Source organism: Mycobacterium sp. 48b, assembly GCF_048282725.1.
Lineage (GTDB): Bacteria > Actinomycetota > Actinomycetes > Mycobacteriales > Mycobacteriaceae > Mycobacterium.
Window position 1 is genome coordinate 6,286,652 of record NZ_JBLVUL010000001.1, and the last position, 19,410, is coordinate 6,306,061.

Annotated in this window: 20 protein-coding genes; 8 read left to right on the plus strand and 12 right to left on the minus strand. The window is 65.1% G+C overall.

Annotated features, from left to right (window positions below; all coding sequences use genetic code 11):
* Positions 1-24: 24 nt before the first annotated feature.
* Complete coding sequence (locus ACNQR1_RS30770) at positions 25-1,197, minus strand: hypothetical protein (protein ID WP_418049322.1); 1,173 nt, start codon at positions 1,195-1,197, stop codon at positions 25-27.
* 16 nt (positions 1,198-1,213) lie between these two features.
* Positions 1,214-2,251 (minus strand): hypothetical protein, encoded by a 1,038-nt coding sequence (locus tag ACNQR1_RS30775; RefSeq protein WP_418049323.1) that lies wholly within the window; start codon positions 2,249-2,251, stop codon positions 1,214-1,216.
* Positions 2,252-2,287: 36 nt separating this feature from the next.
* Between ACNQR1_RS30775 and ACNQR1_RS30780 the strand changes: the two genes are divergently transcribed.
* Together ACNQR1_RS30780 and ACNQR1_RS30785 are read left to right on the plus strand one after the other, a co-directional pair.
* The gene (locus tag ACNQR1_RS30780; protein WP_418049324.1) at positions 2,288-2,596 is read left to right on the plus strand and encodes a hypothetical protein; all 309 of its coding nucleotides are present in this window, start codon (positions 2,288-2,290) and stop codon (positions 2,594-2,596) included.
* A 178-nt stretch (positions 2,597-2,774) separates the two neighbouring features.
* Entirely contained in the window at positions 2,775-3,536 is a 762-nt protein-coding gene (locus ACNQR1_RS30785; RefSeq protein ID WP_418049325.1) for a sensor domain-containing protein, read from the plus strand.
* Positions 3,537-3,551: 15 nt separating this feature from the next.
* On the opposite strand, the gene ACNQR1_RS30790 is transcribed toward ACNQR1_RS30785, so the two are convergent.
* The 3 genes from ACNQR1_RS30790 to ACNQR1_RS30800 form a co-directional block, all read right to left on the minus strand.
* Entirely contained in the window at positions 3,552-4,808 is a 1,257-nt protein-coding gene (locus ACNQR1_RS30790) for a L,D-transpeptidase (RefSeq protein WP_418049326.1), read from the minus strand.
* 230 nt (positions 4,809-5,038) lie between these two features.
* A complete protein-coding gene (locus ACNQR1_RS30795; protein ID WP_418049327.1) occupies positions 5,039-5,488 on the minus strand; it encodes a hypothetical protein in 450 nt (149 codons plus the stop codon).
* A gap of 144 nt (positions 5,489-5,632) precedes the next feature.
* Positions 5,633-6,157: a TIGR00730 family Rossman fold protein gene (locus ACNQR1_RS30800; protein ID WP_418049328.1), complete on the minus strand. Its 525-nt coding sequence runs from the start codon at positions 6,155-6,157 to the stop codon at positions 5,633-5,635.
* A gap of 190 nt (positions 6,158-6,347) precedes the next feature.
* Here ACNQR1_RS30800 and ACNQR1_RS30805 point away from each other — a divergent pair, with 190 nt between their 5' ends.
* Together ACNQR1_RS30805 and ACNQR1_RS30810 are read left to right on the plus strand one after the other, a co-directional pair.
* On the plus strand, positions 6,348-7,970 hold the full coding sequence (locus tag ACNQR1_RS30805) for a peptide chain release factor 3 (protein WP_418049329.1): 1,623 nt from the start codon (positions 6,348-6,350) through the stop codon (positions 7,968-7,970).
* 3 nt (positions 7,971-7,973) lie between these two features.
* The gene (locus ACNQR1_RS30810) at positions 7,974-8,342 is read left to right on the plus strand and encodes a hypothetical protein (protein ID WP_418049330.1); all 369 of its coding nucleotides are present in this window, start codon (positions 7,974-7,976) and stop codon (positions 8,340-8,342) included.
* Position 8,343: 1 nt separating this feature from the next.
* Here the strand turns inward: ACNQR1_RS30810 and ACNQR1_RS30815 are convergent, their stop codons facing one another.
* The 5 genes from ACNQR1_RS30815 to ACNQR1_RS30835 all read right to left on the minus strand — a co-directional run bounded on the left by ACNQR1_RS30815 (position 8,344) and on the right by ACNQR1_RS30835 (position 14,057).
* On the minus strand, positions 8,344-8,877 hold the full coding sequence (locus ACNQR1_RS30815) for an RICIN domain-containing protein (RefSeq protein WP_418049331.1): 534 nt from the start codon (positions 8,875-8,877) through the stop codon (positions 8,344-8,346).
* 112 nt (positions 8,878-8,989) lie between these two features.
* Positions 8,990-10,069: a calcium/proton exchanger gene (gene cax, locus ACNQR1_RS30820; protein WP_418049332.1), complete on the minus strand. Its 1,080-nt coding sequence runs from the start codon at positions 10,067-10,069 to the stop codon at positions 8,990-8,992.
* A gap of 37 nt (positions 10,070-10,106) precedes the next feature.
* On the minus strand, positions 10,107-12,410 hold the full coding sequence (locus ACNQR1_RS30825; RefSeq protein ID WP_418049333.1) for an esterase-like activity of phytase family protein: 2,304 nt from the start codon (positions 12,408-12,410) through the stop codon (positions 10,107-10,109).
* 101 nt (positions 12,411-12,511) lie between these two features.
* The gene (locus ACNQR1_RS30830; RefSeq protein ID WP_418049334.1) at positions 12,512-12,910 is read right to left on the minus strand and encodes a hypothetical protein; all 399 of its coding nucleotides are present in this window, start codon (positions 12,908-12,910) and stop codon (positions 12,512-12,514) included.
* Positions 12,911-13,097: 187 nt separating this feature from the next.
* Positions 13,098-14,057 (minus strand): mechanosensitive ion channel family protein, encoded by a 960-nt coding sequence (locus tag ACNQR1_RS30835; protein ID WP_418049335.1) that lies wholly within the window; start codon positions 14,055-14,057, stop codon positions 13,098-13,100.
* Between the two features lie 226 nt (positions 14,058-14,283).
* On the opposite strand from ACNQR1_RS30835, the gene ACNQR1_RS30840 reads away from it, so the two are divergent.
* The 4 genes from ACNQR1_RS30840 to ACNQR1_RS30855 all read left to right on the plus strand — a co-directional run bounded on the left by ACNQR1_RS30840 (position 14,284) and on the right by ACNQR1_RS30855 (position 18,627).
* Positions 14,284-16,257: an OPT family oligopeptide transporter gene (locus ACNQR1_RS30840; protein WP_418049336.1), complete on the plus strand. Its 1,974-nt coding sequence runs from the start codon at positions 14,284-14,286 to the stop codon at positions 16,255-16,257.
* 181 nt (positions 16,258-16,438) lie between these two features.
* On the plus strand, positions 16,439-16,729 hold the full coding sequence (locus tag ACNQR1_RS30845) for a hypothetical protein (protein WP_418049337.1): 291 nt from the start codon (positions 16,439-16,441) through the stop codon (positions 16,727-16,729).
* The gene (locus tag ACNQR1_RS30850) at positions 16,730-17,902 is read left to right on the plus strand and encodes an amidase domain-containing protein (protein WP_418049338.1); all 1,173 of its coding nucleotides are present in this window, start codon (positions 16,730-16,732) and stop codon (positions 17,900-17,902) included.
* Positions 17,899-18,627 (plus strand): hypothetical protein, encoded by a 729-nt coding sequence (locus ACNQR1_RS30855; protein WP_418049339.1) that lies wholly within the window; start codon positions 17,899-17,901, stop codon positions 18,625-18,627. The genes ACNQR1_RS30850 and ACNQR1_RS30855 overlap by 4 nt, the downstream gene beginning before the upstream one ends.
* Before the next feature lie 9 nt (positions 18,628-18,636).
* On the opposite strand, the gene ACNQR1_RS30860 is transcribed toward ACNQR1_RS30855, so the two are convergent.
* Both ACNQR1_RS30860 and ACNQR1_RS30865 read right to left on the minus strand, forming a co-directional pair.
* Positions 18,637-19,020: a type II toxin-antitoxin system VapC family toxin gene (locus ACNQR1_RS30860; protein WP_418049340.1), complete on the minus strand. Its 384-nt coding sequence runs from the start codon at positions 19,018-19,020 to the stop codon at positions 18,637-18,639.
* A complete protein-coding gene (locus tag ACNQR1_RS30865) occupies positions 19,017-19,232 on the minus strand; it encodes an antitoxin (protein WP_418049341.1) in 216 nt (71 codons plus the stop codon). The genes ACNQR1_RS30860 and ACNQR1_RS30865 overlap by 4 nt, the downstream gene beginning before the upstream one ends.
* Between the last annotated feature and the right edge of the window lie 178 nt (positions 19,233-19,410).

The following is a 19,410-nucleotide window of genomic DNA, read 5'->3' on the forward strand; positions in this document are numbered from 1 at the left end:
TCTCCCGGTCGGTCGGCGTCATCTTCACCTGTTCAAGGCCACTTTCGGCGGTTGCACGCCGATGTTCACCTCGACCTGGTCGGAGATGCTGACCGAGTTGTCGATGACCCGCCCGGTCGTCTTCTCGTTGGCGGTGAAGGGAACGTTGAGGCCGCCCACCTGCACCACGGTGGTGTGATCGGGAAGCCGGAAGATGTCCGGGGGCAAGTCGACCGGGCCGCGCACCCGCATCGTGCTCATGTCGTAGGTGTTGGTCCAGGTGCCGGTGATGATATCGCCGCACCCGGTGTGATCACCCGGGTTGAAGCACTTGTTGATCCAGGCCAGTACCGCGTCCTGTGCGGCTTTGAGGCCATCGGGGCCCATCGAGAACTTCGGCTCGATCCCCGTGTCCTTCAGCGCGGAGACATCGTCGAGCGTGGTCGGTGGCAGTTCGTTGACCTTGACATACGGAGTGGCCGTGCCCATTTCGAGGTAGCCGGGGAAAACGTAGAAGTGGCGGCTCTGCGGCAGTGGCTTGCCGAACACCGTCAACGCCGCGGCCGCCTCGGGGTCCCCATATCCGTGGATCTCCTCGGTGGTGGCATCGACGAACGCCGCCGAGAGCTTCCACTCGTTGTCGACCACGACCATGTCGAGTTTGCCTTCGGTGCGCTGACCACCGAACTTGGCCGCAACCTTGACCGCCGCGGTCCGCTTGTCGGCGTCGGGTTTCCGGTCCGCCTCCCCGATCACCTCGACCTCGGTGATGGGCAACTTGTCCAGCTGCTTCTTCAGGATGTCATCGGTCAGAAGGTCGGTGGTCGCCGGTTGAGTGGCGCTGAGGTCCAGCGCCGCCTGCGCATCGCCGCGCGCCAGGGCTTCCATGTAGGCCTTGGCGACTTCCGTCGGCGCGCCGCTGGGATTGAAGCTGACGCCGTCCTCGCCCTTGCTCATCAAGAACGCGACGACGACGCCGATCACCGTGAGCACGGCCACGGTCGCTGCGGCGGTGATGATCAGCGGTTTACGGTTCTTGGCCGGCCGCGGCTTTGCACCGCCGGGCGGTGTGGACGGCGGCCCGCCCCAATGTGGTTGGCCGGCTTCGGGACCCGCGGGTCCACCGAAGCCTGGCTGCGGCGGCGGCTGGTTGAACTGCGGAGGTGGCGGGGCACCCCGCGTCGCGTCGGGCCCGGGCCAGTTCGAGAAGTTCGTCACGTTGGTTTCTCCGCGCTCAGGCTCTGTCGAAATCGACGACGGGCGGGGTCTGGGTCATGTCGGCGTTGCCGAAGACCGACGCCAGGAACGTCCCGGTTTCGGTCTCGCCCGACTGGGTGCGGACCGAGATACCGAATTCGGCGTTACCGATGATCATGGCCTTGCCCGTCTTCGGGTCCATGAAGTTGATGGTGACGGCTTCGAGGTCGGACGGAGCCGTCCATTTTGCGGAGTCGGGGACGAAATCGGACCGGGCAGCCTTGTTCGGGCATTTCGGCGGCTCAAGACTGGTGCTCTCGGCGCACTTGTCCAACGCCTTCTGCAACTCGTCCCGCACCATCTGACGGCCTTCGTCGCTGACCTTGACCTCCGGATAGACCACTCTGCTCATGGTCGAGATCTCGTACAGCGTCGGGTCGGCATTGCCCACTGCCGGCGAATTGCCGACCTGCAGCGCCGGGTTCGAACTACCCAGTTCGACCAGCCCGGGGAACACATAGGCCTTGCCGCTCTTGGGAACAGGCTTGTCCCAGACCGTGATGGACTTGGCCAGACCCGGATTCATGTCCTGGATCTTGAATTCGACTGCCATCGCCCCTGATTTCAGCTTCCACCCCTCGCCTGGCGGGGGCTTCTCCAGCAGGATGCGCTCGTCGCTGTCGACGCCTCCGACCTTGGCGATCACGTGCACCATGGCACCGCCGTCGGTCGTGGGGATGTCACCGAGGACCTTGACGTCGGTGATGGGGAACTTGTCCATCTGCTGCTTGAGGATCTCGTCGGTGAGCATCGAGGTGTCCGGCGGCTGATCGCGGCCCAGCGACAACGCCGCCTTCGCATCGCCACGTTGCAGCGCCTCCAGATAGGCCGTGACCGCCTCACCGGCCTTACCCGTGCCGCCGTCGTACTGACCGCCGCCGGTGAACACCGCGACGCCGCCGGCGATCAGCGCCACCGCCACGACGCCTGCACCCGCGCCGAGCAGTATCCGTCGGCCTCGCTTGGTGGACGGAAGCCTCAGCAGCGGTTTGCGGGCGGGCTTGGGGGTGGGCATCGGCGGGTAGCCGGGGGGCTGCCCGGGGAACGGTGGTTGGTTGCCGAACTGGCCGGGCTGCGGTGCCCACTGCGGCGGCGGTGGTGGTGGGAGTGGCGCGCCGAACTGCTGCCCACCCGCGGGTGCCTGCGGATACTGCGGGCCGGGAGGCCCGCCCCATCCGGGCTGCTGCGGGGGCTGGTTCTGCGGGCCGGGACCTGGTTGGCCACCGAACGGGCCTGGGCCGCCGAAGCCCCCGCCCGTCACAGGCTCACCCCAACAGTCAGCGTGGATCGCACCGCATCCCCCGAATCATTCACCACCGACCAGACCGTCGCGCGGTGTCTGGTGGCCACCGGGCAGTGACCGTGCAAATCCTAACCGCAGCTAACGGAGTCCGCAGGCACTAATTTTCCGATCCACCCGGCGCCATCGGGACAATTTGCCGCGTCAGCGTGCACCGCGGCTGGGGCAAGATTTATTGCGGAACGAGGGCCGGTGACGCGGGCTTCAGCACGATCAACAGGTATGACGAGGGGGCGCAGTGCGGGCTGTGATGGGTTTGCTCGGAATCGGTCTGCTGTTGGCAGGGTGTTCGGACAGCACCGATGGCAACGCAGGGGCCCCGCCGCGGGAAACGACCACCGCCGCTGCCCCGACCCCGTCGGCCGGTGCGGCCGACCCGGCCCGGGCGGCGCGTGCGGCACTCCTGCCGCCCGGCGAGCTGGGCGAGATCATCGGCGACACCGATCTGCGGCAGACCGCCACGTTCACCCAACCCGGGCAGCTCTCGAACGGCATCGAGCCGCGGGACTGCGCGGCCCGCCTGCTGTTCCAGGAGGCCGTCGGCGCCGATGGCTACCAGGCCGTGGTCGGCGACAACAACCGCGGCGCGCGGGGCCAGTCGGCGGCCCAGCTGATCCAGGTGTTCCCGGAGACGTCACCGGTGTGGCCGCAGCCCGGACGGCAGGCCCTGCGGGTGGCCGGCAACACCGTAAGGATGATCAACGACGAACAATGCCGCGAGGGCGTCGTGTTCACCACCACCGCCAAGGACGTCACCCAGCATTGGACGGCCGGGCCGGTGACCGCGGAGAACCCCGAGGCCCTCCCCGATCCGCGCCGCGACACCGCCCGCGGTGGGGGCGGTGCCCAGCGTCAGGAAGCCCCGGCCCGCAACTGCTATCACGCCGTCCTGGCCCGCGGGAGCGCCGTGGTCGAGTCGATCGTTTGTGGTGACGGCGATTCCGCCGCGCAGGCCAATCAGGTCGTCGACCGGATCGCGGCCAAGCTGCCGGGCAACTAGGGCACCGGCGGGTTCTCAGTGCAGGGCGCTGCCCTTGATCCATTCGGCCCAGGGCACGGACCAGTCGCCGTTGTTGGTCGGCTTGAGCGGATCGCCGCCGGTGTTGCGGATCTCGACGATGTCGCCGGGCACCGAGAAGTTGTAGAACCACTCGGCGTTGTCGCCGTTGAGGTTGAGGCAGCCGTGGCTGGTGTTCTCCTTGCCCTGTGCCCACACCGTGGCGTTGAGCTGGTGCAGGTAGATGCCGTCGATGCTGATGCGGGTGGCCCACGGGATAGTCGTCTTGTAGCCCAGCCGTGAGTTGACCGGCAGGCCGTAGGTCGAGGAGTCCATGATCACCGGGTTGGCCTTGTCCATCACGGTGTAGATGCCGCGCGGGGTCCAGAAGCTCATCGTGGTGCCACCGATGGTCTCGGTGCCGCCCATGCCCATCGAGGTCGGCATGGTGCGCACCAGCTTGCCGTTCTCGTAGACCTTGACCTGCTTGTCGGTGTCGTCGGCGATGGTGACGTGGGACGCGCCGATGGTGAAGGAGACCTTCTCGTCCTGCGCGCCGTAGAGGTCGTCGCCGAGCTTGGTGCCGTAGATGCCGGCGTCGACGGTGACCTTGGTGCCCGGGGCGTAGTACTTCTCCGGACGCCAGTGCGCGGTCTGGTCGTCGATCCAGTTCCACGAACCCAGCGCCTTGGGCTGGGTGATGACCTTCATCCGGTTCTCGGCGGTGGCCTTGTCGGTGACCGGCTCGTCGAAGCGCGCGACGATCACCATGCCGACGCCGTAGGTGGCGCCGTCCTGCAGCGGGGCGTAGTTCGTGCCGTTGAGGTAGACGCGGGCCTGGTAGCCGGGGGTCACGGTGGAGAAGGTGGTGGACTTGCGGGTCGGCATGCCGCCGGGGCCGCGGGCGTCGATTTTGAGCGTGTAGGTGCGGCCGTAGCCGAGCGTCGTGGTCGGCTTCCACGTCCTGGCGTCGGGGGTGAGGACGCCGGGGATCTCCTTGCCCGCGTCATTGAGCATCGTCACGCGCGCCACGGTTCCGGTGTCCGCGGTGACCATCACCCGGGCCAGCGGGTCGACCTCGGCGTCAGGCTTGGGCGTGATGGTCAGTTTGGCCGGCTCGGTGGGCGACGGCTGCGGCACGCCCTGGGGCGGCGCGGCCAACGTCTGGCAGTGCTCGGCGCAGTCCGGCAGGGCCGAAACAACGACACCACCCGACACGGCCAGCACAGCAAGTGCGACCGCCAGGTAGGCACGACGAACAGACGTCAACTTCACTCCAATGTGGTTCGGCGAGGGCCAATTTGATTAGGTCTGGTAGGAAACCCGACCTGTGCCTCAATCCTAACCGGACCCCTTGACCTTCGTCGCAACGCCTCGGGGATGTGGGCGAGTCGTGATGGTGTCGTTGCCTCAGCCGGCGACGCTGACCATGCCGCAGGACCTCCGGAGGCCGATCGCCGACATGGCGATTCCTTGAAATATCGAGCGGTACTGAAACCTCAGAGTTACACCGCACCCTCGACCCACATTTGGAAGGCAAAGACGAGGTTGACGCGAATGTTCGGCGTACTGAAGTGCATGGTTTTGAGCAGAGGATCCTCACGACGCAAAGGAAAGGTGTCATTATTGCGGAAGGTCCAACTCTGAGTGCCCAGCTCGTGGTTCAGCGCGACCGTCACCTTCAGGAAGTCGGGATATGCCTCTGGATCATGTACCGGCGTACGCAGAGTGAAGCTGACGCTGCGGTCCATTCGAATCGAGACCGTCTCGCCTTCACTCACCTTCACGGGCCCGTTGGGGAATGGGTAGATGACCCTGGTATCGCGAAGATCAGCTGGGTTGTTCGAATCCCGGAAATAGGTCGATCCACTGATCGACCCTTCGATGGGGATATTTCCGCCAAATCCGTTGTATTCGCACGAAATGCTGTGGAGCCTGACATCGATCGATCGCATATCTCTCTCCTGTAGTTGAGCGTCACCTCTCCCTATCGTGGGCTAATCGCAGTTCAGAACAGCGAGTAGTCGGCTACTCCATATCGCGCGGCAACACCAACGGCAGTTGCCAGCCTCTTCCGCATTTTGAGGGAGGGTTCAGCCTTACTGCTGCAGGTACGTCATCACCGCTTCAGGTTCCTCGGTGACGTACACCAGCTCATCCAACGGCAGCGGCAGGAAACCGTCCTGCTCCATCCGCCGCAGTTGGATCACCAGGCCGTCGTAGAACCCCGCGGTGTTCAGCAGTACCACGGGCTTGTCGTGACGCCGATGCTTGCGCAGCTCCAGGATCTCGGTGGCTTCATCAAGGGTGCCCAGGCCACCGGCCATCACCACCAGCGCGTCGGAACGCGCCAGCAGCGTCGCCTTGCGCTCGGCGAGGTCCGCGGTGATCACCATCTCGTCGGCACCGGTCCTGGCATGCGCCCGCAGGAACTCGACCGAGATCCCGACCAGCCGGCCGCCGCTGTTCTGCACGCCGTCGGCCACGACCTTCATCAGCCCCTTGTCGGAGCCGCCCCAGACCAGCGTGTGGCCTCCCTTGCCGAGCAGTTCGGCGAAGGCCCGCGCCGGTTCCGTATAGCGGTCGTCGAGGTCGGCGGCGGAGAGGAAGACACAGATGTTCATCACGAACGATCATGCCCTCCGGCGCGGGAGTATCGGGGGGTGACCACAGGTGTCACATCAGCACCGGGAAGGGGACCAGTAGGCGATCTGGAAATGCAGTATCACCGGCGGTACCACGGGCTGCGGATCACACGTCGGCCCCGCTCGATTACGAGTTTGCCCTCAAACCGCCATACCATCGCTAGTCGAGATGACCGAAAACGCCCTGGTTCCCCAAGCCGCCAACACCGCCCAAGCTGCCAAGATCTCCGCTGAGGCGGCCCGTCGCCGCACCTTCGCCGTCATCAGCCACCCCGACGCCGGTAAGTCCACGCTGACCGAGGCGCTCGCGCTGCACGCCCGGGTGATCACCGAGGCCGGCGCGATCCATGGCAAGGCGGGCCGTCGCTCCACGGTGTCGGACTGGATGGAGATGGAGAAGGCCCGCGGTATCTCGATCACCTCGACCGCGCTGCAGTTCCCGTACCGCGACTGCGTCATCAACCTGCTCGACACCCCCGGGCACGCCGACTTCTCCGAGGACACCTACCGCGTGCTGACCGCGGTGGACTGCGCGGTCATGCTCATCGACGCCGCGAAAGGCCTTGAGCCGCAGACCCTCAAGCTGTTCCAGGTGTGTAAGCACCGCGGGATTCCGATCATCACGGTGATCAACAAGTGGGACCGTCCGGGCCGGCACGCACTCGAGCTGATGGACGAGATCCACGAGCGGATCGGGCTGCGTACCACTCCGCTGACCTGGCCGGTCGGTATCGCCGGGGACTTCAAGGGCGTGATGGATCGTCGCGCCGAGAAGTTCATCCGCTTCACCCGCACCGCGGGTGGCGCCACCGCGGCCCCCGAGGAGCACATCGCCGCCGCCGACGCCCACGCTGCCGCCGGTGACGACTGGGACACCGCTGTCGAGGAATCCGAGCTGCTGTCGATCGACGGGTCCGACTACGACCGCGAGACGTTCCTGTCCGGCGAGTCCTCTCCCGTGCTGTTCACCTCGGCCGCCCTGAACTTCGGCGTGAACCAGCTGCTCGACGTCCTGGTCGAACTGGCCCCCGCCCCCAGCGGATCGGTCGATGTCGACGGCAACCGGCGGGCGGTCGACTCGCCGTTCAGCGCGTTCGTGTTCAAGGTGCAGGCCGGGATGGACTCCTCGCACCGCGATCGCATCGCGTATGCGCGGGTGGTCTCGGGCACGTTCGAGCGCGGCGACGTGCTCACCCATGCCGCCACCGGCAAGCCGTTCGTCACCAAGTACGCGCAGTCGGTGTTCGGTCAGCAGCGCTCGACGCTCGACGACGCGTGGCCCGGCGATGTGATCGGGTTGGCGAACGCCGCGGCGCTGCGTCCCGGTGACACGCTGTACCGCGACGTCCCGGTAGTCTACCCGCCGATCCCGAGCTTCTCCCCCGAGCACTTCGCGGTGGCCCGCGGTACCGACCCCAGCAAGCACAAGCAGTTCCGCAAGGGCATCGAGCAGCTGGAGCAGGAGGGCGTCGTTCAGGTGCTGCGCTCGGACAAGCGTGGTGAACAGGCACCGGTGTTCGCCGCCGTCGGACCGATGCAGTTCGAGGTGGCCGCCCACCGGATGGCCGCTGAGCTCAGCGCGCCGATCGCCCTGGAGAACCTGCCCTATCAGGTCGCGCGGGTTGTCCGCCCCGAAGACGCCGACTTCGTGAACCGTCAGGTCTCCTGCGAGGTGCTGACCCGCAGCGACGGCGTCATGCTCGTGCTGTTCTCGACGCCGTGGCGGCTGGAGGGTTTCCAGCGCGACAACCCCGACATCAAACTCGGGTCGCTGGTGGCCGCGGAAGGCTGATCCATGACCACCCCGGAACCGCCTGCCGCCGAGCACAACTACGGCAAGCACTGGGTGTGGTTCGTCGTATTGCTCAGCGTCATGGGTGTTCTGGGCTTTCTGGCGGCCGTCGTGCTGATGCTGCCGTTGGCCATGGCGACCGACCCCTGTCACGAAGGCGTCACTGACAAGGTGTGCCAACTGACGGCGGCCGGCCAGAACGTCCTTGTGTGGATTCCGTGGATGTGTCTGGTGGCCGGCACAGTCTTGGCCGTCGCGGGTGCCGCGGTGGCCGCGTGGCGCAAGTCGACGCCGCTGATCGGGATCCCCGTCGGAATTCTCGGGTATGTCGCGATGATCCCGATCGGCTACTGGTTGGCGTTCGCCGTCTAGGTCACCCGCCCTGGAACACGAGTCGCCAGGTCCGCGACGGGTGGTCGTCGCAGTCGAATTGGACGGCGTCGACGTTGTTCTCGTGGCTCACCCCGCCGGCGATCGTCACACATTTCTGAGTTTGGACGTTCCTGATCTGCGTGGTGCCGTCGCCCTGATCGTCGAGAACCCAAGCGCGTGACGGGTGATCGTCACAGGTGAACTGCAGTGCGGGAACATTGTTCTCACGGCTCACGCCGCCGGCGATGGTCAGGCACTTGTTGGTCTGCACGTTCCTGATCTGCACCGTGCCGTTGCCCATGTCGTCCAGGAACCACTGACGCGACGGATGGGAGTCGCACGTGAACTGCAGTGCGCGAACGTTGTTGTCGGTGCTCTCCCCACCGGCGATCGTCAGACACAGACCGGTTTGGGTGTTGACGAGCTTGGCTTTCGGGGACGCAGCCTGCGCCGGCGGCGCAAACGTCAGCCCCACCGCACACACGCCCGTCAGAACGGCGCCGGCGAAAACCCGCCGGCCAGATGAAGTTTCCATGGCAGTACCCCCCTGTGTGGACTTGTTTGTCAAACACGCCCCTACAGATTGACCAGCACGGCAATGCGGGCACACGCGTAACCGACTACCTCAATCGTCGTCGGTCGAATCGTCATCCCCACCAGAAGGAAGCGGCGATGATGCAGTACAGGGCGATCAGTGCCGCGCCTTCCAGCCAGGTGGATTCCCCGTCGAAGGCGATGATCGCCGCCAGGATGACGGCGACCAGTAGGGCGACGATCAGCATCGGCCCGAACACCAGGGTCAGCGACGCGAGCCCGAAGATCTGGCTCACCAGCACCAGCACCGGGGCCAGCACCAGGGCGATCTGGATCGGGCTGTTCAGGATGATCGAGAAGGCATACTCGGACTGGTTTTTGGCGGCCAGCTGCACGCCGACGACGTTCTCGACGGCGTTGCCTGCGATCGCCACGATCACCAAACCGGCGAAGGCCTGCGAGATGTGCAGCGAGTCCATCGCCGGTTCCAGCGCGGCGACAAACCAATCCGAGACGAACGCTGCCGATCCGCCGGCGATGGCCAGCATGCCGATCGCCAATCCCACCGGCCACCGGGGTTGTTCTTTATGTGGCTGCGGCACAGGGTCACTGGTCTTGTTCTGCTTGTCCCGGCTCAGCGAGTACGGCAGCGACAGTCCGAACAGCACGAGCAGGACGACCGACACGATCATCGAGAACGACACTTCGTGTTCGGAGGCCGGGGCGTGCACCTCGTGGGCGATCGACGGTATCGCCATCGCGGTGACCGACAGCACCATCAGCACCAGGATGGTCCGGACCTGCGCGGAGCCGAGCTTCTGCGGGCCGTGCTTCAGTCCGCCGACCAGGAACGCCAATCCCAGCACCAGCAGCAGGTTCGCCAGGATGGAGCCGATCAGCGCGGCCCGCACCACGTCGACCAGTCCGGCCTTGAGCGCGAAGATGCAGATGAACAGCTCCGGCAGATTGCCGAGCGCGGACTGCAGCACCCCGGTGGCGCCGGGACCGAACCGGTCCCCGAGCTGGTCGACGGCCAATCCGACCAGGGAGGCCAGGACGCACACCGCCAACGCGCTGACGACGAAGGCGACCAAGTGCGGCCAGCCACCGTAATGAGACAGCCCCGCCACCACGCAGATGGCGAGGCCACCGAAGATCAACAGCTTGTCGGATCGGATGAGCGCCGTCCTCATGCGCGTCATCATGACACGGGGGCCGGCCTCAGGGGCCCTATCTCTTCAACGCCTCGGCCGCAGGTCCGAGATCGAGGAACACGGTTTCGCCGTTGGCGTCGTCGAGCCCGTCGTTGTCGGTGACGACGTACAGGTTCTGGTTGCCGGCGATCGCGACGCCTTCGACCTTCTCCTGCACATACCCGTTGGTGGCCTGCAGATCCGGCACGAGGTTGTGGGCCAACGTCTTCGGCAGGACTTGCAGCGTGCCTGCCCTCGCGCTCCCGGGGATCGCGACCCGGTACAGCGCTTTCAAACGCGCGTCGGGCCCGTTGAGTTTGTCCCGTTCCAGGATCAGCAATTCGCCGTTGTGGACGGAGATTTCGGAGATGCCGATCCAGTCGTCCTTGGCGCTGGTGGAGTCCAGCTGGTAGCCGAACCATTCCCACTTGTCGCCCTGCGGCGTGTAGCGCCCGATGCGGACCACGCCCTTCGGGTCGGTCTTGAGTTCGCGCTGCAGCGCCACCCAGACCGAGTGTCCCTCGACGGCGACGCCTTCGAGTCCGTTGCTGCCGAGTTGGGCCACAATGTCTTTGGGCAACGGGACCCGCTTCTCGATCTGGCCGTCGGCGGCAACGTAGACCAGCTGGTTACCGGGACCGTCTTCGCCTTCCACGGCCAGCACGAACCCCCCGTCGGGGCGGGCCGAGATGCCTTCGATGTCGAGGCTGACAGGCTTGCCGGCTTCGGTGACCGGCAGTTCGGTGTCGATCAGGGCCGGTTTCTGTGCCACGTTCACGCCGAGGATGCGGGCTGGGCCGTAGGCGATGTCGGTGGCGGTGTAGAGCCGGTTGGGGTCCTTCGGGGCTGCGGAGAGTGCGCCGAGCGCGCCCCAGCCGATCGGCTTACCGTCTATGTCGGCGGAGACGATCGACGGGAAGTTGGGTTTGCCTGCGGAGGCAAAAGATTCGCCGTAACCGTAGAGGTTGACCGAGGCCCTCACCTTGGCCTCGGCGTCGTCGGCTTCGGAGGAGATGGCCAGCAGATTGCGCGACGGGATCGGCAGGACACCTTCGGGGCCCGGCGTGGTCGGCAGGATCTGCCGGAACTCCGGCGCCTTGGGATGACTGACGTCGTAGACGGCGACGAAGTTGCTGCGTTCGGAGGCGATCAGCGCGGTCGGGTGGCCGTCAATGGTGGTGATGGCCAAGCCTTCCGGCTCGGGCCCCTTGGATTCCGCACGGCCTTCGATGTGCAGGCCGGTGCGCACCGCGAGCTGTTCGAGGGAGTTTCCGGCATCCCAGGTGACCTCGCCGGTTCTCGCGTCGAAGATCGTCCAGCCGCGGGTGCCGCCCTTCCAGTCGCCTTCGTTGGCGGTGGCGAAGTGGTCGTCGCCGATCCAGCCGATGGCATCGGGTTCGCGCGGGATGTCCTTGATCGAGCCTGTCTGGTCGATCGCGTCGTCCTCTTTGGTGTCGATGCCCTCGACGGATTGGGTTCCGGCGCTGAAGATCTTGGAGACCTTGCCGGTATGACCGTCGATCACGGCGATACCGTTGTTCTCCTGCAGCGTCACCGCGACCTGGCCGCGGGAGTTGATGCTGACGTACTCGGGTTCGAGATCCTCGGGGGTATCGAGGCCGGCCTTCCGCGCCGCCTCCACGTCGAAGTCGACCTTGCGCGGCGCCCACGTGTTCGGCGCACCCTCGAGGTCGATGAGTTGCACGAATCCGGTTGGTGGCTGGGGAAGGTCACCTTCCTCCTTGCCCGGCGGGGTGAACTCCTCGTTGCGCTGGTTCTCCATGGCGATCGCGGCGAAGGTGCCGTCGGGGCTGATGGCGATCGAATCGGGCTGGCCGCCCAGGTCGATGCTGTGCACGCGGGTGCGGTCGGCGGTCCGCACGATGTCGACGCGGCCGGAGGGGTGGGCGAAGTCACCGCCGGTGGTGTCGACGACGACGAGGACGTGGTCTTTGACAGCCGCCACCGAGGTGGGCTGGTCGTCCTTGTGCCCCAGCTCGGCGAGGGAAAGCGTGCCTTTAACAACGGGTTTGGCGGGGTCGGTGATGTCGAGGAAGCCGATGCGTTTGGCGGCGGCGTCGGTGTAGATGAGCGTGTTGCCGTCGGGGGTGACGGTGGAGATCTCGGCGACGGTCTCTTTGTCGACCGGATCTGCGGCAGGTCTGTTGAGGTACACCGGGTAGGTCGCGGTGCGGTGGTAGCTGTCTTGGGCTGGGAGGTTCCAGTCGATCGGCGGGGTCGCCTTCGGGGTTTCTCCTGGCTTCTTGGCCTCGGTGGAGCACCCCGCCAGGATCAGCGCTGCCGCTGTGGTCACTGCTGCGGCCGCTCGCGCCCGTATCATTCGCCACCCTCTTCAGTTCTGCCGGTGAGTCGGACGAGCTTGGCGCGCACAGGTGACTGACAGGGATTGCACAGATGAACAGTCGGCGACGTTCTTGTCGGTTACAACGGGGTCGAGAGTGGGCCGAGCACCTGACACTGCGGGGCGATCTCCGCGATGCCCATCCAACCGCCGCATCCCCGGCCGGTGGACACGTACGTCGCTCCGGGCCGGAAGGGAGTCAGCACCTGCGCCGGTTGGGCTCCCCTGCCCTGATTGCACTGGACGGGTGAGGCGTTGTCCTGACGCTGCAGGCAGGCCACGCTGAAGCGGGGGTCTGCCGGCGCGCCGCATGCGGCCGGCGAGACGGTTGCGCTGACCATGTCGGCCCCGTCGACGTGGACGACAGAAGGTGGCGACAGCTCGAAAGAGCACGGCGGCGCGGGTTCGGCGTGGGCGGGTGTCGCGATAGCGCCCGCGATCACGAGTCCTGACAACAGCACCAATATGGCCCGAGCCATGTGGGGATGATAGTTCAGCCGACTCTTCGATCAGATGGGTTTGAACGACTGGCGGAGGCGTCGACCGGACGAACCCCTAACGGCGATGTTCCAGGTCCGGCCCCTGCGACGAATGTGTAGCCTGTTGCGAATTTTTCGGCCTTTCGCCCCAAGAGCATGCACACTCATCACAGCGCCCACCACTGCCCTACTCAGCCTCCCGACCGCCTACGAGGGCATGTATGCGTCCCTGCGGATAAGGCAGGTCGATGTCGTTTTCGTCGTACGCCCGCAGGATCTCTCGGCGCAGCCGACGCTGCACCGACCATTGCGCGTTCGGTCTGGTCTTCACCGTCATCCGCAAGGTGACCAGGTCGGCGGAGAACTCTTGTACGCCGAGCATTTCCGGCTCGCCCAACACTTTTCGCGCGATGAGAGGGTCCGCGACGGCTTGTTTGGCGGCGTCAAGGGCAACCTGTTCGGCACGGTCGACATCGGCAGTCAGGGCGACGGGGACCTCGACACGGGCGACGGCATAGTCCTGGCTCATGTTGCCGACGCGGGCGATCTCGCCGTTGCGGACGTACCAGAGGGTGCCGTCGATGTCGCGGATGGTGGTGATGCGCAGCCCGACACTCTGCACTTCCCCGATGACGTCGCCGACGTCGACGGTGTCGCCGACGCCGTACTGGTCCTCCAGCAGCATGAACACACCGCTGACGAAATCGCGGACGAGGTTTTGCGCGCCGAACCCGATGGCCAACCCGACCACACCGGCCGAGGCGATGAAGGGCGCGATGTTCACTCCGAGCACACTCAAAATGGCCAGCACCACCCAGACCAGCAGCACGATCGACACCGTCGACTTCAGTACCGACCCGATGGTCTGCGCGCGTTGCTGCCGACGTTCGGCCAGCCGGGCACTGCTTTCCGTCGCCGAGGCCCGGTCCCGCAAGTAGCGGAGCAGCGGTGGCTTTCTGGCTTGCCCCTCCACCTCTCCGCTATTGGCCTTGACCGCCCTACCGGTGGTCGCCCGATCGATCATTCGGTGCAGCAAAAAACGCAGAATTAACGCAAGGGCGGCGTATGCCACGATTCGAATCGGTACTTCGATGAACCAATGTCGGTTGGTGTCTGTCCATTCAAATGCCAGGTTGTAGACAGTCATGATTCCGACCGTACGACAGAACTTTCACGTGCGTCGAATACAGGTTGAGCGAAACGTACTCAGGTACCCGCAATCAAATTTTTGAAAAGTCTGTTCGCCCACACCCGGATATTGCCTCGCTCTGTGAGCGGATCAACCAGCGCTGCCGCCTGCCAGTGCCTACCGTGTATCCACGTTGTCGCGTAGCCACGGCAGCAATGGAAGCAGCAACCGAGAGGATGCCGAGTTGGCAGTCGCAGAACCCACCACACCGACGCTGCGCGAACTGACCGTCCGCGGGATCCTGCTCGGCGGGGCGATCACGCTGGTGTTCACCGCCGCCAACGTCTATCTCGGCCTCAAAGTCGGCCTGACGTTCGCCACCGCGATCCCGGCCGCGGTGATCTCGATGGCGCTGCTGCGCAACTTCGCCAACCACTCCATCGTGGAGAACAACATCGTGCAGACCATCGCCTCGGCGGCGGGGACGCTCTCGGCGATCATCTTCGTGCTGCCCGGGCTGATCATGATCGGCTGGTGGACCGGGTTCCCGTACTGGATCACCGTGGCGGTGTGCGCGGTCGGCGGCATCCTCGGCGTGATGTACTCCATCCCGCTGCGCCGGGCCCTGGTGACCGGTTCGGATCTGCCCTACCCCGAAGGCGTGGCCGCCGCCGAGGTGCTCAAGGTCGGTGACAGCAGCGGCGGGGTCGAGGAGAACCGCGTCGGGATCCGGGTGATCGCGTTCGGCTCGCTGGTGTCGGCCGGGTTCGCGCTGCTGGCCAATCTCAAGGTGCTCGCCAACTATGTGGCGGCCTATTTCCGGGTCGGCGCCGGCGGCTCGATGTTCGGCGCGAGCCTGTCCTTGGCGTTGGTCGGGGTGGGGCATCTGATCGGGATGACCGTGGGCATCGCGATGCTCGTCGGGCTGGTCATCTCCTTCGGGGTGCTGCTGCCGATCCGCACCATCGGCACGTTCGGGACCGACGAGTCGGCGGCCGACGTCATCGACGGGGTGTTCGTGCACGAGGTGCGGTTCATCGGTGCTGGAGCGATCGCCGTCGCGGCGGTGTGGACGCTGCTGAAGATCCTGCGCCCGATCATCAAGGGCATCCGAGAGGCGCTGGTCTCGGCCCGTGACCGCCGGCAGGGCCAGATGGTCGACATCACCCAACGCGACATCCCGTTCCCCATCGTCGTCGGCATCGTGGTGGCGATGCTGATCCCAATTGCGGTGCTGCTGTGGGATTTCAGTCATTCCACCGTGCTGCACGGCAGTTCGACCGGGATCATCGTGGCCAGCGTGGTGTTCATCTTCATCATCGGCCTGGTGATCGCCGCGGTGTGCGGGTACATGGCCGGTCTGATCGGTTCGTCCAACAGTCCCATCTCCGGGGTCGGCATCCTGACGGTGCTCATCGCCGCGGTGCTGATCAAGCTGGTGTACGGCCCGACCTCCGACGACGGGTCTCTGGCCCTGGTGGCGTTCACGCTGTTCGTCGCGGCCATCACGTTCGGGGTGGCCACCATCTCCAATGACAACCTGCAAGACCTCAAGACCGGCCAGCTGGTCGGGGCCACGCCATGGAAACAGCAGGTGGCGTTGGTGATTGGCGTGTTGTTCGGCTCGGCGATCATCCCGCCGGTGCTCGACCTCATGCAGCGGGCGTTCGGGTTCCTGGGGGCGCCGGGGGCCACCGACCACGCCCTGGCCGCACCGCAGGCCGCCCTCATCTCGTCGTTGGCCAAGGGCGTGTTCGGCGGGTCGCTGGACTGGTCGCTGATCGGGCTGGGTGCGGCGATCGGGATGGTGATCGTCATCGTCGACGAGATCCTCACCCGGACAACCCGATTCTCGCTGCCGCCGCTGGCCGTCGGGATGGGAATGTACTTGCCGATGAGCCTGACCCTGATCATCCCGCTCGGGTCCCTGCTGGGGTACTTCTACAACAAGTGGGCCGACCGCACCGGCGGCAATGTCGAGCGTAAGAAGCGCCTCGGCGTGCTGCTGGCCACCGGCATGATCGTCGGCGAAAGCCTCTACGGCGTGGTGTTCGCCGGGTTCGTCGCCGGGACTGGAAGTGACGATCCGTTCGCGATCTTCACCGGTAATGACGGAACTCTGGCTGAGGCTCTCGGGATTATCGGGTTCGCAGCGGTGCTCATGTGGCTGTACAAGCGGACGCAAAAGATCTCGAGCGTCGAACCGGTCAAGAGCTGAGGAACCGCACCCCAAGAAGCAGCTCCAGGTAAGGCCACCATCGGCGTGATTGGGGCGGCGGGTCGCCGCCCCAATCATGTCCAGCCAATCCACAGCAATCGCCGATATTCTGCCGCCAACGACGGACCGGGGGGACGGCGATGCACGTTGATTCCAGTTTCGGCGACGAGGGCTCGCGGCGGTGACGACCTTGCGCGTGAACGTAAGCGATCTGCATGAGGCGGGCCGCCAGCTGAATATTCTTGCTGAGAACCTCGCAAGAGGTGAGCCGTCCGGCGAGCCTTCAGGGCCAGCATGGTTATCCAGTTCAGCGTCGGTATCCCGCGCCTACGTGGGCGCAAACAATGCACGCGATGCACTCGCGGGGCAGATGCGGGCGACGTCGCACAAGATCGTCACCGCTGCGATCAGCTACACCAACCGTGACACCCACACATCGAGAACGATCGACTTGGCGATCGGCTCGCTGTAGATGCCTGTCACTACCGCGCCCACACTGTCGCAGATCGAAAATCTCGACACCACGCACTTGACTGACCTCGCCGATCGGTTGGCACACGACGCCAGCGTGATCGAAGACAGCTTCACCATGGCCCACAAGCAATTGCTTGCGGCACGTTGGGAGGGCCAAGCCGGTGACGCCGCACTTCGCCATACCGACACCGCTCGGGCTGCGGCACAAGCGCACGCTGAAAGCCTCAGGAGCGTTTCCGATGTCGCCCGCAAAGGGAATGCCGATCTACGTGCCGCCCAGCAGAAATTGCTCAGCATGGTCAGCGCCGCTCGCCGGGAAGGATTATCCGTCACAGACGACCTGACCGTGAGTGCCTACACACCGGGCAGGCCGACGGCCGACGCAATGATGTTGCAGCCCTATGCCAACGAACTTACTGCCGACATCCGCGCCCAGGCCACGGCTCTCATGGACAGCGACCGTGACATCGCCACGGCCCTCGACGCAGCCACCGCTGAATTCCCCGGCGGGCTCGGCGAGATGAGTGCACAGCCAGCAGGCTTCATGCAGGGCGACTTTCCCGGATTCAAGGATGGACCTCTTCTGCAGCCGCCCTTGTCGCCGTCTCGAAAGGCCGCCGTCGATTACGCCGAACGATGGGCCGACGATCACAACCCTGACTACAAAACATATGGCCAGGACTGCACGAATTTCGCGTCCCAAGTATTGCGAGCCGGTGGGCTTCAAGACCAAGGCGATGGTTGGGATGATTGGCATCACGGTGACTCAGACGACTGGTACTACGACCGCGACACATGGAATCCGAAGAACACGGAATCGACAACGTGGGACAACGCCGCTGCGAACCATGACTTCATGACTCAATCGGGCCGAGGGCACACCGCAGCCACTGTATCCACACAGACAGTGGGCCAGCTGGACCCGCTCGCTCCGTCGAAAGCTGGGTTGGTTCCCGGCGATCTGATCTATTACCGAGACACCGAGGGAAAGATTGACCACGTGGCGGTATATGTAGGGCAAGCCCATGCACCGGATGGGAGTTTGATGGACGTCGTAGATCAGCATTCCGGAGCTGACAATTACCAAAAGAACTGGGTTCCAGTGGATCCGGCATTCATCGGCGGACCTGCGCAGGCCGAATTCATCCATGTGACGTATCCAGGCGAATGAACCTCGAACAGCGGGGCGGTCCCGCCACCAAGTCCGTAATCGCCGCTTTGGTGCTGGCGGCGTTCGCTGCGGCCGGTGTTTTCGTCCTCCATCGGAGCAGCGGGGCGATCAGCACTGTCGCGGTAGCGCAGGCCACCGCTGTCTTTATCGGCGGCTTGGTGCTACTGGTCGGTGGAATTGCGCTGCGCAGATCCGCACGTCTACGCCAGCCACGGCCGAAAGCATTGGCCCGCAGTGGAATAGCCTTGATCACGCTGGGATGCAGCATCACGGTTGTCATGGTCGGCTATATGGGGTTTGTCACCCTCGCTCACGACAAGGACGCCACTGATCCCGAACTGGCAGACTTCACTCCCGCCCTTCAGCGAGGCAGAGTCCAGTCAGCTATCGACGCGCTCAACGACGGCAAGCTGGAGCAGGGGTTCACCCGTTTGGCATACGTCCCGGGCTCGACGGTGCAAAGCGATTCCTATCTGGAGCAGGAACGCAACATCCGGGCTGCCATGCCGCCGAACGGCTGCCGCTACGACCTGAAGGACATCGAAGACCTCGGAGTTCAAGGCACAAGGCTCGTTCCTGGGTTGTCAGAACCGATGCAGATTTATCAACTGAATGCCGATGTGGACCAACAATGTCCCGGACAGTCCCCCGTGCCGCGCACCCTTCCCATCCTGCTCGTTCACCACTGGGGCCATTGGACGCCCGTCGCCGTGGACGTCGATTAGCTGCGACGCTTACCGGGGTACAACCGTGACGGTGCACCGCGGTCCGGCGGCCCCAGACAGCCGTGAGTCCGCGGTCACCAACGCGCAGTCCAGGTTCTCGGCAAGAGCGACATACATTGCGTCGTAAGCCGTTACCGTCGTCCGCAGCTCCCAGACACGTTCCAGAAGGGGTGCAGCGGCGTAGCGAATCAGCCCGAGTCGTCGCCAGACATCCAGAGCCTGACGCGCATCCTCCGCACCCAGTAGTCCGACTGCGGCTTGCCGACGCAGCACACTGACAACTTCCACGTCCACCAGGTGCGGTACATGAATCGCTTCGGCAGCAAGGAGTCTGCGGGCCGGCCCGTCATTCAACAACGCAGAGACTGCTGCCGACGCGTCGAGGACGATCACCTGCGTTCGGATTCCAACTGCTCGACGATCGTCTCCGCGGGGATGTCGAGATCGGGCAGCGTGGCCACCAGCGCCGCGTTGTCGATTCGGCGGGTTGCAGCGTCGAGTTCCCGGATCGCGACGGCAGTCACCGACGTGCTCGCAGCACGCGCCATCCGTTCGAGTCGATCCATGACCTCGTCGGGGACATTCCGCAGATGCAGAGTTCGCACGGTCTCAGCGTACGCTGACCGCTTTCCTTCAGCTAGCAGTTTGCTAGCTGAAGGGTACCCATCCCGTTTAACCCGCATCATCGAGGTCCCAGCGCTCCGCCTGCCCGAGGATCTCCCGCTTGTATCGAGTCCTCAGCCTGTCGTCGTCGCGATCGTTCGCCCGGTCAGCTCGTCGCGA